At 70.4% G+C, this 15,346-nt stretch carries 15 protein-coding genes; 3 read left to right on the top strand and 12 right to left on the bottom strand.

Annotated features, from left to right (window positions below):
• Positions 1–57 precede the first annotated feature (57 nt).
• The 3 genes from ABZV34_RS32230 to ABZV34_RS32220 form a co-directional block, all read right to left on the bottom strand.
• On the bottom strand, positions 58–1,824 hold the full coding sequence (locus ABZV34_RS32230) for a glutamyl-tRNA reductase (RefSeq protein WP_356284519.1): 1,767 nt from the start codon (positions 1,822–1,824) through the stop codon (positions 58–60).
• Positions 1,821–2,582, bottom strand: a complete 762-nt coding sequence (locus ABZV34_RS32225) for a redox-sensing transcriptional repressor Rex (RefSeq protein WP_356284516.1) — start codon at positions 2,580–2,582, stop codon at positions 1,821–1,823. Before ABZV34_RS32225 ends, ABZV34_RS32230 begins: the two co-directional genes overlap by 4 nt.
• A gap of 319 nt (positions 2,583–2,901) precedes the next feature.
• Positions 2,902–3,237: a glutaredoxin family protein gene (locus ABZV34_RS32220; RefSeq protein ID WP_356284513.1), complete on the bottom strand. Its 336-nt coding sequence runs from the start codon at positions 3,235–3,237 to the stop codon at positions 2,902–2,904.
• Positions 3,238–3,425: 188 nt separating this feature from the next.
• Between ABZV34_RS32220 and ABZV34_RS32215 the strand changes: the two genes are divergently transcribed.
• From ABZV34_RS32215 to ABZV34_RS32205, 3 genes are all read left to right on the top strand, one after another.
• Positions 3,426–4,370 (top strand): HAD-IB family hydrolase, encoded by a 945-nt coding sequence (locus ABZV34_RS32215; RefSeq protein ID WP_356284510.1) that lies wholly within the window; start codon positions 3,426–3,428, stop codon positions 4,368–4,370.
• Between the two features lie 604 nt (positions 4,371–4,974).
• Positions 4,975–5,751, top strand: coding sequence for an ECF subfamily RNA polymerase sigma factor, BldN family (locus ABZV34_RS32210; RefSeq protein ID WP_148012257.1), 777 nt, complete (start codon positions 4,975–4,977; stop codon positions 5,749–5,751).
• A 260-nt stretch (positions 5,752–6,011) separates the two neighbouring features.
• Positions 6,012–7,244 (top strand): DUF5667 domain-containing protein, encoded by a 1,233-nt coding sequence (locus ABZV34_RS32205; RefSeq protein ID WP_356284507.1) that lies wholly within the window; start codon positions 6,012–6,014, stop codon positions 7,242–7,244.
• A gap of 70 nt (positions 7,245–7,314) precedes the next feature.
• Here ABZV34_RS32205 and ABZV34_RS32200 read toward each other — a convergent pair whose 3' ends face one another.
• The 9 genes from ABZV34_RS32200 to ABZV34_RS32160 all read right to left on the bottom strand — a co-directional run bounded on the left by ABZV34_RS32200 (position 7,315) and on the right by ABZV34_RS32160 (position 15,231).
• A complete protein-coding gene (locus ABZV34_RS32200) occupies positions 7,315–8,364 on the bottom strand; it encodes a lysophospholipid acyltransferase family protein (RefSeq protein ID WP_168529405.1) in 1,050 nt (349 codons plus the stop codon).
• A 14-nt stretch (positions 8,365–8,378) separates the two neighbouring features.
• Positions 8,379–9,440, bottom strand: coding sequence for an NAD-dependent epimerase/dehydratase family protein (locus ABZV34_RS32195; RefSeq protein ID WP_356284504.1), 1,062 nt, complete (start codon positions 9,438–9,440; stop codon positions 8,379–8,381).
• 342 nt (positions 9,441–9,782) lie between these two features.
• On the bottom strand, positions 9,783–9,881 hold the full coding sequence (locus ABZV34_RS32190; protein ID WP_003948845.1) for an AURKAIP1/COX24 domain-containing protein: 99 nt from the start codon (positions 9,879–9,881) through the stop codon (positions 9,783–9,785).
• Between the two features lie 164 nt (positions 9,882–10,045).
• Positions 10,046–10,258, bottom strand: a complete 213-nt coding sequence (locus tag ABZV34_RS32185; protein ID WP_004984898.1) for a helix-turn-helix domain-containing protein — start codon at positions 10,256–10,258, stop codon at positions 10,046–10,048.
• Positions 10,259–10,387: 129 nt separating this feature from the next.
• Positions 10,388–11,203, bottom strand: a complete 816-nt coding sequence (locus tag ABZV34_RS32180; RefSeq protein ID WP_356284501.1) for a phosphatase — start codon at positions 11,201–11,203, stop codon at positions 10,388–10,390.
• Between the two features lie 129 nt (positions 11,204–11,332).
• Positions 11,333–12,505, bottom strand: coding sequence for an acetoin utilization protein AcuC (locus ABZV34_RS32175; protein ID WP_356284498.1), 1,173 nt, complete (start codon positions 12,503–12,505; stop codon positions 11,333–11,335).
• The gene (locus ABZV34_RS32170; protein WP_356284495.1) at positions 12,456–13,664 is read right to left on the bottom strand and encodes an MFS transporter; all 1,209 of its coding nucleotides are present in this window, start codon (positions 13,662–13,664) and stop codon (positions 12,456–12,458) included. Before ABZV34_RS32170 ends, ABZV34_RS32175 begins: the two co-directional genes overlap by 50 nt.
• A gap of 79 nt (positions 13,665–13,743) precedes the next feature.
• Entirely contained in the window at positions 13,744–14,451 is a 708-nt protein-coding gene (locus tag ABZV34_RS32165; protein WP_356284492.1) for a VC0807 family protein, read from the bottom strand.
• 135 nt (positions 14,452–14,586) lie between these two features.
• Entirely contained in the window at positions 14,587–15,231 is a 645-nt protein-coding gene (locus tag ABZV34_RS32160; protein ID WP_356284489.1) for an HAD family hydrolase, read from the bottom strand.
• Positions 15,232–15,346 lie beyond the last annotated feature (115 nt).

Here is a 15,346-nt window from a genome sequence, read left to right as displayed (position 1 = left end):
GCCTGTGCGCGCTCGGACTCTCGCCGCCGGTGCGCCCCTGTGGCTCACGCGGCTCACTCATGCTCGCCCTCGGTTCTTGGCGTTCTCGGTGTTGTTCTCGGCCCGCGAGACGGAGGCGACCGTCTCCGGGTCCAGGTCGAACAGGGTTCGCAGCGCGTCCGCGTACCCGGCGCCGCCGGGTTCCGCGGCCAGTTGCTTGACCCGTACGGTCGGCGCGTGCAGCAGCTTGTCGACGACACGCCGCACGGTCTGCGTGATCTCGCCCCGTTCCTTGTCGTCGAGGTCCGGCAGCCGTCCGTCGAGCCGCGCGATCTCACTCGCGACGAGGTCGGCGGCCATGGTCCGCAGCGCCACGACGGTGGGCGTGATGTGGGCGGCCCGCTGGGCGGCGCTGAACGCGGCCACCTCGTCGGCGACGATCCGCCGCACCTGGTCCACGTCGGCGGCCATCGGCGCGTCCGCGGACGCCTCGGCCAGCGACTCGATGTCGACCAGGCGCACGCCGAGCAGGCGGTGCACGGCCGCGTCGATGTCACGGGGCATGGCGAGGTCGAGCAGCGCCAGCACGGGCGCGGGCCGGGGCGCCTCGGCGACCCGTTCGGGCCTGCGTCGCTCGGGAACCCGGCCGACGACGGCGACGGCCGCGGCGAGCGCCGCGATGGCCTCCGTGTCGGCCTCCGGGTCGAGGAGGCCCGCCGCGCGCGGGGCACGGGCCGCCGCGTCGCCCTTGTCCACCCAGGCCGCGTGCTGCTCCAGCTCGGCGGCGGCCAGGCCGGCCACGGCGGCCTCGCCGAGCACGGAGAACCCGGCCGTGCCCTGCACGGTGGCCACCTCGAGCGGGCAGCCGTCCTCGGTGCCGACGCTCGTGGGCGCGAGCGGCGCGCGGTCGTCCACGGCCGTGCCCGACGCCGTACGGACGAAGTCCGCGTCCGGTGCCGTGCGAGCGGAGCCGACGCCCTGAACGACGCCCTGCCCCGTGCGTCCCGCCACGGCCGCCACGACCGACTCGGCCGTCAGGACGAGTCCCGTCGCGCCGGTGCAGGAGACGGCGACATCGGCACGTGTCAGCTCGACCGGCACCGCGTCCATCGGTACCGCGCGGGCCGTCACGTCCGAGGCGCCGCCCTCGTTCTCGTTGAGGATCCGCGCGAGCCGCTGCGCGCGGTCCGGCGTGCGGTTGGCGATGACGATCTCGGCGACCCCGGCGCGCGCGAGTGTCGCCGCGGCCAGCGAGGACATCGAGCCGGCGCCGATCACCAGAGCCCGCTTGCCCTTGGCCCAGACGTCGACGGGCGCGCCCGACGACAGCTGTTCCAGGCCGAAGGTGACCAGGGACTGGCCGGCCCGGTCGATGCCGGTCTCGGAGTGCGCCCGCTTGCCGACCCGCAGCGCCTGCTGGAACAGGTCGTTCAGCAGACGGCCCGCGGTGTGCAGCTCCTGCGAGGCCGCCAGGGCGTCCTTGATCTGGCCGAGGATCTGGCCCTCGCCCACGACCATCGAGTCCAGCCCGCACGCCACCGAGAAGAGATGGTGGACGGCCCGGTCCTCGTAGTGCACGTAGAGGTGGGGGGTGAGCTCCTCGAGCCCGACCCCGCTGTGCTGGGCGAGCAGCGTGGACAGCTCGGCGACGCCCGCGTGGAACTTGTCCACGTCGGCGTACAGCTCGATGCGGTTGCAGGTCGCGAGCACCGCGGCCTCGGCGGCCGGCTCGGCGGCGACGGTGTCCTGGACCAGCTTGACCTGCGTGTCCGCGGCCAGCGTGGCCCGCTCGAGGACGCTGACCGGGGCGCTGCGGTGGCTCAGCCCGACGACGAGAAGGCTCATGCCGGCATCACGGCGGGAACGTCCCCGTCGGGTCCTTTGCCGTCGTTCTCCTGGGCGGCGGCCCGGGCGGCGGCACCGGCCTGGGCCTCGGCCTCCTCGCCGGCCTTGCGCTGCTCGTGGAAGGCGAGGATCTGGAGTTCGATCGAGAGGTCGACCTTGCGCACGTCGACGCCGTCCGGGACGGACAGGACGGTCGGCGCGAAGTTCAGAATGGAGGTGACCCCGGCGGCGACCAGGCGGTCGCAGACCTGCTGGGCCACGCCCGGCGGGGTGGTGATGACGCCGATGGAGACGCCGTTCTCGTCGATGATCTTCTCCAGGCCGTCGCTGTGCTGCACGGCGATGCCCGCGACCTGCTTTCCGGCCATCTCCGGATCGGCGTCGATCAGCGCGGCGACCCGGAAGCCGCGGGACGCGAACCCGCCGTAGTTGGCCAGCGCGGCGCCGAGATTACCGATGCCGACGATCACTACCGGCCAGTCCTGGGTGAGGCCGAGCTCGCGGGAGATCTGGTACACGAGATACTCGACGTCGTACCCCACACCGCGCGTCCCGTAGGAGCCCAGGTAGGAGAAGTCCTTGCGCAGCTTCGCGGAGTTGACCCCCGCCGCGGCCGCGAGCTCCTCGGAGGAGACCGTGGGGACCGAGCGTTCCGACAGTGCGGTGAGGGCTCGGAGGTACAGCGGAAGACGGGCGACGGTGGCCTCGGGAATTCCTCGGCTGCGGGTCGCCGGTCGGTGAGTTCGGCCAGTTGCCACGGTGCTCCTGCGGGTAGAGCGGGGCTGCAGGCGGTCACACGTACCTAGACCGCCCCGTCGAATGCAGGCTATGTCTTTGTGAACGCGTGCACAAAGATGGTGTCCGATTTGCCCGGGCAACGTGACCGGGGTCACGCATGCCCGGCGCGCGGGTATGGAACCAGCGCGCGGACAGCTTCGTTCCGCACCTGAAAGGGGCAAAACCGCACACACTCCTCAACGAATCCCGCCCCCGAGACCAATCGCCGTCGATCCTAGGCGACTTTCCGGACCACCTGGACTGCTCGGTCGGGGCGGACTCGGGCCGGATCCCGCGCGACTACGAGGCCAGGGCCTTGCGCAGACGCCCCTCGTCCACGCGCCAGAACGTGTGCTGGGCGCCGTCCACCAGCACCACGGGGATCTGCTCCCAGTACGCGCGGTGCAGTTCCTCATCCTGCGTGATGTCCTTCCCTTCCCACGGCACGCCGAGGTCTCCACACACCTTCTCCACCACTTGTTGTGCGTCATCACACAGGTGACAGCCGGGCTTCCTGATCAGCGTGACCAGCCGCTCACCCGGCGCCCTCGACCCGGCCCTCCCGGACTTCTCCACCCGCTCCGCCTTCTCCGTACGGCGCTCACCGCGCCCGAACATGGGACTCATACCGGCCATTCTCCCGCCGCGGGCGCACCAGGGACCCCTCTTCGGCGCGCGAGGCGACAACCGGCCCCGGACACGGGCCCCGACGCGCCGATCGGGAACGCCGCGGACCGCTTCTTTAACGGCTCGGTCGCGGAGAGTTCACAGCTTCGAACCCTCACGACTCCGGTACCACCGAACAAACTGGCTATGCTCACGCCATGGCCGCTCTCGGATGGCTCACTCCCCGTAGGCGCTCCGCCACCGCGCGGAGCGTGTTGGCAGGCGAGGCCTCGGCGGAGGCAGCGCGCAAGTCCTCGCAGGAACTGGAGGAACTCGCCCACGACGCCCAGCCGGACGTCCCCGACCGCGAACCGGACTTCCCGGTGCTCGGTGACGACAAGGCCGCCGCCTTCTTCGACCTGGACAACACCGTCATGCAGGGCGCCGCGCTCTTCCACTTCGGGCGGGGCCTGTACAAGCGGAAGTTCTTCGAGACCCGCGATCTCGCCCGATTCGCCTGGCAGCAGGCATGGTTCAGGCTCGCCGGGGTCGAGGACCCCGAGCACATGCAGGACGCCCGCGACTCGGCACTGTCGATCGTCAAGGGCCACCGGGTCGCCGAGCTGATGTCCATCGGCGAGGAGATCTACGACGAGTACATGGCCGAGCGCATCTGGCCCGGCACGCGCGCCCTCGCCCAGGCGCACCTGGACGCGGGCCAGAAGGTGTGGCTGGTGACGGCCGCCCCGGTCGAGATCGCCACAGTGATCGCCCGCCGCCTGGGACTGACCGGCGCGCTGGGCACGGTCGCGGAATCGGTGGACGGCGTCTACACCGGCAAGCTGGTCGGCGAGCCCCTGCACGGCCCGGCGAAGGCGGAAGCGGTCCGCGCGCTGGCCACGGCGGAGGGCCTGGACCTCACCCGGTGCGCGGCCTACAGCGACTCGCACAACGACATCCCCATGCTGTCCCTGGTCGGCCACCCCTACGCGATCAACCCGGACGCCAAGCTGCGCAAGCACGCGCGCGCCTTCGAATGGCGGCTGCGCGACTACCGCACGGCGCGCAAGGCCGCGAAGGTCGGCATCCCGGCCGCTGCGGGCGTCGGCGCGGTGGCAGGCGGCACGGCCGCGGCCATCGCCCTCCACCGCCGCCGCCGCTGACCCCACCCCTGGGGGGCTCCGCCCCGCCAAGGGCTCCGCGCCCCCCAGGACCCCCGCATCGCCCGCATCGCCCGAAGGGCCCGTCCCCGAACGCCGGACGGGCCGAACCTGCGCGCCCGAACGGGAGATACCGGCCCGCGCCGGACGCTTCCGCGCGAGCTGCCGATACGGGCCCGAGCCGAGAACGCCGGGCTGCGGGCCACGCCGCCAGGGGCACGGGGAACAGCGCTCCCAGCCCACGCCCACACCCGGAGAACCCATCCGTAACCGGGGAAACACCGGGCGGAGAGCCGGCGGCCCAGCCCATTCTCCCGGTCCTACCCCCACAACGCCTTGGCCAGTCCCCCCGCTCCCACCCGGCCACAACACGCCCCGCACCCAGCCGGAACATGAACCGATCCGATCAACAATCGGTCACCGAACCGCACTTGATCAGGCGTCAATCAGTTACAGAAGCGACGTAATCGATGATTTGAGCAACTGGGTGTAGCGCTGCCTGTACGAAGCGTTATTCTCCTCAGACGCAAACCGGTACCCCTCCGTCGCTACGACGGGTGAATGGTCCCGCACTGAACGTGATGGAAGCTCTGCCTCTGGGAGTCCCGTGTACTCACACGTCGGGGTTGACGCCTCGGGCCTGGCTACGCTGCGCGCAACGGTCCTCGACCGCTTGCGCGGCTTCGTCCCCACCGCGTACGCCGTCCCCGCCTTCGCCTTCCCCGCGCCCGTCGGCCCGTGCTACGCACTGGCCGACGGCAGCGCGGCGGTAGGCAGGCGGGGCCGCTCCGGCTCGGCCGCCACGCCCACCGCACGCCGCCCGGCCGCAGACAGCGACAGCGCCCGGATGATGGACCTCGTCGAGCGCGCCCAGGCCGGCGAGGCCGACGCCTTCGGGCGGCTCTACGACCAGTACAGCGACACCGTGTACCGCTACATCTACTACCGCGTCGGCGGAAAGGCGACCGCGGAAGACCTCACCAGCGAGACGTTCCTGCGCGCCCTGCGCCGGATCGGCACCTTCACCTGGCAGGGCCGTGACTTCGGCGCCTGGCTGGTGACCATCGCCCGCAACCTGGTCGCCGACCACTTCAAATCGAGCCGCTTCCGCCTGGAAGTGACCACGGGCGAGATGCTCGACGCGAACGAGGTCGAACGCAGCCCCGAGGACTCCGTCCTGGAGTCACTGTCGAACGCGGCACTGCTCGACGCCGTACGACGCCTCAATCCCCAGCAGCAGGAGTGCGTCACCCTGCGCTTCCTCCAGGGGCTCTCCGTCGCCGAGACCGCCCGGGTGATGGGCAAGAACGAGGGCGCCATCAAGACGCTCCAGTACCGAGCCGTCCGCACCCTCGCCCGGCTCCTTCCGGACGACGCCCGCTGAAACCCGTACCACGCCTCGTCCCGCACGACCCCCTACGCTCCGCGACGCTCAACTCACCTACTGTAAAAGTCTGTTGACTTCGTGGTCCGATCATCCGTCGTCCGTAACCCAAGTGCCGCGACGCTCGTTGTGCGGGATACAGGCTCCCTGTGGTCACTCCCCGGCCCCACCGGTCACCCGATCGTGTGGACACGCCCGGGGCGTGCAACCCTCAGGACCCCCTGGGGAGTCGACCGTCATGACGAGAGGAGGTGCCGCCAGTGATCGCGAACGTATCGGCACACCGGCGGGCGAACGCCTTCGCCCAGGCCCTGGACGAGCAGTCCGACCAGGGCACGGCGGCCGAGCAGCCCGATGGGTCGGCACCGCCCCCGGCTGCTGCGGAACAGACCGAGCAGGGCCTGCTGTTGGCCCTCGCCACCGGTCTCGGCGAGCTGCCCGAACCGGAGCTGGACCCCGAGGTCAAAGTCGTGCAGCGAGCCCAGCTCGTCGCGGCGATGGAGGCCATGCTGCTCGAAGGCACCGCCGCGGCGGGCGAAGGCCCGGACCGTTCCGTGCCCGCACAACGCTCGCACCGGGCACGAGGCGCGCACCGGGCGAGCGGGCTGGGGAAGCTACGACCGCGTTCGCGCCTGTCCAAGGGCCTCGCCGCGGGCGGGCTCACCGTCGGCGTCGCCGCCGGGGCGTTTGGCGGTGTGGCGGCCGCCAGCTCCGACGCCCTGCCCGGAGACTCGCTCTACGGGCTCAAACGAGGCATGGAGGACATCAAACTGGGCCTGGCCCACGGCGACAGCGACCGAGGCGAGCTCTACCTCGACCAGGCCTCGAACCGTCTGAGCGAGGCACGCCGCCTGATGGAGCGCGACCGCTCCGGCAGCCTCGACCACGAATCCCTGGGCGAGGTCAGGCGCGCCCTGTTCGGCATGCAGCACGACGCGACAGAAGGCCACCGCCTCCTCCACGAGGCATACGAACGGGACGGCTCGCTCGGCCCGATCCAGGCCCTCTCCGCCTTCGCCCAGTCACACCGCCAGGCCTGGGGCGCGCTGCGCGACCGACTCCCCGTCCAGCTCGGCGACGTCAGTCAGCAGGTCTCGTCGATGTTCGCCGCCATAGACCAGGAGGTCGAACCCCTGCGCTCGCTGCTCCCGAAGGCCCCCGTGCAGGAGGGCACGGGCCGACACCGAGGCGCCAGTTCGGACGCCCCGGGCTCCTCCGACACACACCGCCCCACACCCAGTGCCAGCAGCGGCTCCCCCACCGGCAGCCACAACAGCAGCAGCAACCCGAAGCCGTCCGCCTCGGGCAGCACCGGCGAAGGCCTGCTCGGCGGCAGCGCGGGCGGCCTGCTGGACCCGCCCAAGGACACCACCAGCTCGTCCCCGTCGGCAGGCAAGTCCAGCCCGGCCGGCGGCGCCCCCGACGTCACCCTGCCCCCGCTGCTCCCCGGTCTCCTTCCGGGCCTGGGCATCGACAGCGAGGACAACAGGTAGATCCGCGGGCCCATACGCCGGTGGGGCACCCTTCGAAAGGAAGGGTGCCCCACCGGCGTATGGGCGAGGGTCAGAAGAAGACCGACCGGCGCTGCACCAGCAGCTTGTACAGCGTGTGCTGGATCTGCTCCCTGACCTGGTCCGTCAGGTTGAACATCAGCATCGGGTCCTCGGCCGCCTCGGGCGGATAGCCGTCCGTCGGGATCGGCTCACCGAACTGGATCGTCCACTTCGTCGGCAGCGGCACGGCGCCCAGCGGACCGAGCCACGGGAAGGTCGGCGTGATCGGGAAGTACGGGAACCCCAGGAGCCGCGCGAGGGTCTTCGCGTTCCCGATCATCGGATAGATCTCCTCCGCGCCGACGATCGAGCACGGAATGATCGGAGTGCCCTGCCGCAGGGCCGTCGACACGAATCCGCCGCGCCCGAAGCGCTGGAGCTTGTAGCGCTCGCTGAACGGCTTGCCGATGCCCTTGAAGCCCTCCGGCATCACCCCGACCAGTTCACCGCGCTCCAGCAGCCGTTCGGCGTCCTCGGCGCAGGCAAGCGTGTGACCGGCCTTGCGGGCCAGCTCGTTGACGACCGGCAGCATGAAGACCAGATCGGCGGCGAGCAGCCGCAGGTGCCGGCCCGCGGGATGGTTGTCGTGGACGGCGACCTGCATCATCAGGCCGTCCAGCGGCAGCGTCCCGGAGTGGTTGGCGACGATCAGCGCCCCGCCCTCGGACGGGATGTTCTCGATGCCCTTGACCTCGACCCGGAAGTACTTCTCGTAGAGCGGGCGGATCAGGGACATCAGGACCTGGTCGGTGAGCTCCTGGTCGTACCCGAAGTCGTCGACCTCGTAGTCGCCGGTCAGACGCCTGCGGAGGAAGGCGAGGCCCCCGGCGACACGCCGTTCCAGCCCGCCACCGTCACGGGGCTGCTGAACAGGCTTCTCCTCACGCGTCACAGGAACATCATCCTGCGGGAAGGTCCGGCCTGGCAGGGGCTGGACCTCACGGACCACCGCGGGATCGCCCGTGCGCCGGCTCCCCGTGGTCCGCCGCCGCGTCGGGCGCTGCGCAGCACCCCCGCGCGACCGGTCGTCGTCGAACGGAATGACCTTGGCGTCCGCCATCGTCGATGCGCTCCTCAGTTGGCGCTCAGTGTCGGGGGTTGGCCGCCGCCCAGGAAGGACAGCGCCGAGATCCGGTCGACGGCCCCCGCGAGGGCCTCGGGGGGCAGGAGTCCGGGTCCCCGGCTGCGTGCGAAGTCCGCGAAGGTCTCGGCGGTCGAGTACTTCGGTTTGTATCCCAGCGTCTCGCGCATCTGATTCGTCGACACGACCCTGCCGTGCGTCAGCAGCCGCAACTGCTCCGGGGAGAAGTCCGTCACCCCCAGGGTACGCACCGCCGTGCCCACCCAGGTCAGCGCGGGCAGCAGCAGCGGCACCGTGGGGCGGCCCAGCCGCCGCGCGCACTGGGAGAGCAGCAGGACGCCGTCTCCGGCGATGTTGAACGTGCCGCTGTTGAGGGTGCCCCGCTCCGGCTCGTGCGAGGCGATCCGCAGCACCTCGATGACGTCGTCCTCGTGCACGAACTGGAGGCGCGGGTCGTAACCGAACACGGTCGGCAGCACGGGCAGCGCGAAGTACGAGGCGAGCGGTGAATCCGCGCTCGGGCCCAGGATGTTCGCGAACCGCAGTACGCACACGGCGACGTCGGGCCGGCGGCGCGCGAAGCCGCGTACGTACCCCTCGACCTCCACCGTGTCCTTCGCGAAGCCGCCGCTGGGCAGCGACTTGGGCGGGGTGGTCTCCGTGAACACGGCCGGATCGCGGGGCGCGGAACCGTAGACGTTCGTACTGGACTTCACGACGAGCCGCTTGACCGTCGGGGACTTCTGACAGGCCCCGAGGAGCTGCATGGTGCCGATGACGTTGGTCTCCTTGACCGTGGTCCGGCTTCCGCCGCTCAGCGCGGTGCCCGTCACGTCCATGTGCACGACCGTGTCGACGGAATGCTCGGCGAGCACCCGGGCGATCGTGGGCTGGCGGATGTCGGCCCGGATGAACTCCGCACCGCCCAGATGGTGCTCGGGCGTCACCGCGTCCACGGCGATCACGCGTTCCACCTGCGGGTCACGCTGGATCCGTCGTACGTACCGGCCCCCCAACTGGCGGGCCACTCCGGTCACGAGCACGACCTTCCCCAAGATCAGCGCCTCTCTTCCCGTGCTCGACGTGTCTGGACGTAGCTCTGCTCGTACCCTGCCGTGTTCCCCGTGTGCCGCCAACCTAGCGGGTCGATGTTGCGCTGTGATGACCGCCCGGCGCACGAAGTGACAGCGGGCCGAGGACCTACGACCGGGCCGGACCGCGGGGCCGGCAGGCGTACGCACAGCATCCTCCCTGAGGGCGCCCGGGGCGCAGATGCGCGGCCGCCCACGGCCGGAAAACGCTGCGGCCCCCCACCCGTAGGTGAGGGGCCACAGAGCGCGCTGTCGACAGCTGTCGCACCAGCGTAAGGACGAACCCCGCTCAGGCGGGGCACGCCCCTACTTCTTGTTGCGACGCTGAACGCGAGTGCGCTTGAGCAGCTTGCGGTGCTTCTTCTTCGCCATCCGCTTGCGCCGCTTCTTGATAACAGAGCCCACGACTACCCTCGCTCACTTCTCTTTACTCGGTGCTGGGCTGCATGGGCCCACACGACCTATGAGGGGCCAGCCTACCCGTCCGAGCGCTGAGGTCGTAATCGAGGTGATCCGAGTGCATTCCCGAGTGGCCACAAGGGCCTTCCGAGAACTTCACCGGGACGCCGTCAGGCCGTCTCCACCCCCACATAGCTCTCGCGGAGGTACTCGTGAACCGCTTGCTCCGGCACCCGGAAGGACCTCCCCACCCGGATCGCCGGCAGATGACCGCTGTGCACCAAGCGGTACACGGTCATCTTCGACACTCGCATGACCGAGGCGACTTCCGCCACGGTAAGGAACTGAACCTCGTTCAGAGGCCTCTCGCCCGCTGCAGCCATGACACACCTGAACCTTCCGCACTCGACGGCCACCGGCTTCCCCTTCCGGTGACTCTTCGTCGTTGCGTGCTCACTCCCCAATGTAGGGGCGGGTGATGCGAGTGGGGAAGAGGGGATGCCATCGGCCGCCTACTGTGACAGACACGCTCGATTGAGTACATAGCGAGTAAGCGGTCGGTAGTAATCAGACCGCACAGCGTCATCAACCGGAACGACGACGGACACCCGTCCCTCCGCCTCTCCGACGAAGAGCGCGGGATCGTCCGTATCGGCCAGCCCTATGGCCTCGAACCCCAGCTGACCTGCTCCGCAGACCCATCCGTGGTCCCCGATCACCAGCTCCGGGAGGAGCCCTCCGGCCTCCGCCGCGGCCGCCAGAACGGTACGAACCGGGAGCGGCGAGTGGGAGTGCGCGCCGGTCGCACCACGGGGGGCACGCACTCCGGGTTCGCGCACCAACGCGACGCCTTGTACGTAGTCGAGGTTGTACGTGCGTAGACCGAACCGGGTCGTTATGTCGACAGAGCCACCCTGCGCAGGGGTGAGGACGGTACATCCCGCTGACGACAGCGCGTCCGCGAGAGCGGCGTAGAAACCGAGCAGCCGATGCGGATGGCCGGTACCAAGAAGCACCGGTTCGCGGTTGCGGGCCGCTTGCCCGAGCCGCCGCGCGAAGGCTTCCAGCGCGGCCAGGGTCCTCTCCGGGTCGATCACATCATGCCCGCTCGTGTGGGCCGGATCGGCCGAAACCCCACACTTGTCCGCCATCAACTCGATCAGATCCCGCTCCCGCCAGGACCATTCGGGATCAAGTCCGAGCAGCACCCGAGGATCCCGGGCGGCGAAGAGCCGATAACTCCGCAGACTCTCCTCGCGCGAGGTGGCGACGGGCCCCGCCAGCCGGGCCGCCAGCAGGTGCGCGCGCAATGCTCCGGTGCTCAACACGTCAGCGATGCTGGCGCATGTGCCGGACGTTCACCCCGAAAATCCCGAAAACGCCCCACAGTTGGCGTAATGGACATCTCCGGGCGGTGGGCAGCGGGCGGAACGGCCCTGGACCCTGTCCGACGCGGCCTACGCGAGCAGCCCCCGCAGCGGGAACACCGCCCGCCGCGTCGCCACGATCGCCTGGTCGAGACGGTCCGCCGGGTCGTACCCGGACTCCCAGTCCGCCCAGGACACCGGCCACCGCCCGTCCGTCATCCGCGCCGGCGCCAACTGCCGCGTACGGGCGAAGACTTCCTGCCGCCAGCTCTCCGGAATCACCGTCTCGGGCTCGATCGGCCGCCCCGCGGCGACAGCCACCAGATGCGTCCACGACCGCGGTACGACCTCCACGACCGCGTACCCCCCGCCGCCCAGCGCGACCCATCGCCCGTCGGCGTACTCGTGCGCCAGCTCGTGACAGGCGACCTGCACGGCCCGTTGCGCGTCGAGCGAGACGGCGAGATGAGCGAGCGGATCCTCGAAGTGGGTGTCCGCGCCGTGCTGGGTGACGAGTACCTGTGGCCGGAACTCCGCGACCAGCTCGGGAACGACCGCGTGAAAGGCCCGCAGCCACCCCGCGTCCCCCGTCCCGGCCGGCAGCGCCACGTTCACGGCACTGCCCCCCGCGCCCGGGGCACCGGTCTCCTCGGGCCACCCGGTCCCCGGGAACAGGGTCCGCGGATGTTCGTGCAGCGAGACCGTCAGAACCCGCGGATCCTCCCAGAACGCGGCCTGCACCCCGTCCCCGTGATGCACGTCGACATCCACGTAGACAACCCGTTCGGCCCCGAGCTCCAGCAGCCGCGCGATCGCCAGCGCGGCGTCGTTGTAGATGCAGAACCCCGACGCGCCACCCGGCATCGCGTGATGCAGACCGCCGGCGAAGTTCACCGCGTGCAGCGCGTCCCCGCGCCACACCGCCTCCGCCGCACCGACCGACTGCCCCGCGATGAGCGCGGACACCTCGTGCATCCCCCCGAAGGCGGGATCGTCCATGGTCCCGAGCCCGTACGAGGCGTCGGCGGCCGCCGGATCGGCGGACGCGGCCCTGACCGCCTCCACGTAGTCCTCCCGGTGCACGAGCCGCAGCGTCGACTCCCCGGCCGCCTTCGCCGCGACCACGTCCATGTCCCGGTCGAGCCCGAAGGCGCCGACCAGTCCCCGGGTCAGCGCCAGCCGGACCGGGTCCATCGGATGGTCCGGACCGAAGTCATAGCCCGTTACTGCCTCGTCCCACATCAGCTGTGCGCGGCCGCTCATGCCCGTCACCGTATCGGTCCGGTTCGGGCGCGAACGAGCGGGCGTACCCCAGGGTCACCAGGACCAGCACCATCGGCACCAGCATGGCGCCCCGGTAGTTCCACGCGTCGCCCAGCGCCCCCACCAACGGCGAACCGATCAGAAACCCCACGTAGTTGAAGATGTTCAGACGCGCGATGGCCGTGTCCGAAGCCCCCGGGAAGAGCCGCCCGGCCGCCGCGAAGGTCTGCGGAACCAGCACACACAGCCCCAGCCCCAACAGGGTGAACCCGAGCATCCCGACCCACGCCCCCGGAGCCACCGCCACCACCCCGAACCCCAGCGCCGCCACCACGGCCCCCAGCCGCACGACCGCCACCGCCCCGAACCGCCGCACCCCGACGTCCCCGACGGCCCTCCCCACCAGCGTCATCACCATGTAGACGTTGTACGGAACGGTCGCCAACTGCTCGGAACTGCCCAGCACATCCTGCAGATACTTCGCACTCCAGTTGGAGACCGTCGAGTCCCCGATGTACGCGAAGGTCATCACCAGACACAGCGGCAACAGCAGCCTGAAGACGACGGGCCCGCCCTCCGCCTTCTCCGGCTCGGACGCACCCTCCCCGTCGACGTACCACCGGCTTCCCAGGAACGCGGCCGGCAGCAGCACGAGCACCACCGGCAGATAGGACGTGAACAACGACAGATGCCAGTGCGCCCCCGCCCACGCGAGCGAGGCACCCACGATCCCGCCCAGGCTGTACGTGGCGTGGAAACCGAGCATGATGCTGCGCCCGTACGTCCGTTGGAGACTCACCCCCAGCATGTTCATGGAGGCGTCGAGTGCGCCGACCGCGAGCCCGAAGGCGCCGAGGGCCACCGCCATCTCCACCAGCCGGTCCCCGGCACCGACCCCGAGCAGCGCCAGCAGCACCACGGGCTGGGACCAGCGCAGCAGCCGGCTGGGCCGTATCCGCTTGACCAGGTGCTCGGTCGTCACGCTCCCCACGCCGGCGAGGATCGGGACGGCCGCGAGGAAGGCGGGCAGCAGCGCGTCCGAGACCCCGTACCGGTCCTGGATGGCGGGGATGCGCGTCACGAGCAGCGCGAAGGTGGCGCCCTGGGCGAAGAAGCTGAACGCCAGCGAGGCCCTGCCGCGCCGCAGCACATCTGTCATGGCGGCGAGCGTAGGGCCCCGGCCTACCGGTGGGTAGATCCCGCCGAAGATGAATTCTGCTCAACTCCGCGGCGGGCCGTCACCGGTCGCCGGTCCGGCCGGCCGCTTCCGCCCTGACCATCGCCTCCATCGGACCGGCGGCGAGGCCACCGCTGACCACCATGGCCCCGGCCATGGTGCAGATCATGACGACCGTGCCGAGCCACACCATCGTGTCGACGGGCAGCGTGTACGCCCCCACGATCCGCACGACGCACTCCCCGAGCAGCGCCACCCCCCACACGAGGGAGAAGGTCCGCTCGCACTTCCGGAACCGCTCGGACCCGCCGAGCAGCCGATCCCAGGCAGCCGTCCTCGCACGGTCCCCCTTGGTGACGAACGGCTTCATCGCCGTCGTCATCATCGGCCGTCCCGCCATCACGGAGACCAGGACACCGATCCCGATCACACTGCTCACCCCGCTGTCCTTGGCGAGCATCAGCCGCGGGTCACCGGCGACCAGGCTGAGCAGCAGACCGGCCACGTTGACGAACAGGATCAGCGCGGCCAGCGCGTTGACCTTCCGCTCCCGCACCACGCTCCACAGGGTCCGCGCGGCGGGCACCACGCTGCTCCACCCCAGTGCCGCCATGGTGCTCATCCCGAGGCCGCTCTTGAGGAGGTAGTACGAGCCGATCGGTACGGCCACGTCCACGATCAGCGGCAGGAGGTGCCGCCGGGTGGCGACCTTGCCGGTGCCGCCGTCGGCAGCCGTCGCGATTCCGGTCTCCGTGGCCGTGACACTCATGATCGGGTCCTTCCGTCGTCGCCTCGTACGTGCCGCTCTCGATGTACTCAGCTTCGCGGCCGGACCCCTCGGCCCGACAGAAACGATCGTCCGGAGCTCGCCATGACAAATGTCAGCGCCTCCCGGTGGTGCGGGTCATACGAGGAGGTCGGGGAGGTCTCCCAGGTCGGAGAAGAGCCGGGTGGCACCGGTGAGCCGTGCCGCGGGTGTCATGGCGGTGAATCCGTAGACGTCCATCCCGGCCGCGTTCGCCGCCTGTACCCCGAGCGGGCTGTCCTCCACGACGACGCACCGTCCCGGCGGTACGCCCATCCGCTCGGCCGCGTGCAGGAACAGGTCCGGCGCCGGCTTGCCCCGCCCGACATCCTGGGAGCTGAAGACCCGTCCCGCGTCGAACCACCGGTCGAGCCCGGTCGTACGGTGCCCCACCCGGATCCGTTCGTGGCTCCCGGAGGAGGCCACGCAGTACGGCACCCCGTCCGCGGCCAGCTTCTCCAGTACCTGCACGGCTCCGGCGACCGGCCGCAGCTCGCGTTCGAACGCGGCGAAGACCCGTGCGTGGAAGACGTCGTCGAAGTCGGCGGGCAGCCGCTCCCCGGTGCGCTCGTGGACCAGGTCGTGGACACGGTGCATCGCGGACCCCATGTAGTCCCGGATGGACTCCTCGTACGAGGTCGGGTGTCCGAGCTCGGTCAGATAGGCGGCGAGGAGGCCGTTGGAGATCGGCTCACTGTCCACGAGGACGCCGTCGTTGTCGAAGATGACCAGGTCATAGCGCATACGGCAACACTAAAACGACAGGGTCCGTAAACGCAGAAAACCCCCGTACCGATTTCCCGGTACGGGGGTTCTCCATAAAATTTGTTCGGCGGCGTCCTACTCTCCCACAGGGTCC

This window comes from Streptomyces sp. NPDC005195, assembly GCF_040608315.1.
Lineage (GTDB): Bacteria > Actinomycetota > Actinomycetes > Streptomycetales > Streptomycetaceae > Streptomyces > Streptomyces kaempferi.
This window is presented reverse-complemented; position numbering and strand designations above follow the sequence as displayed.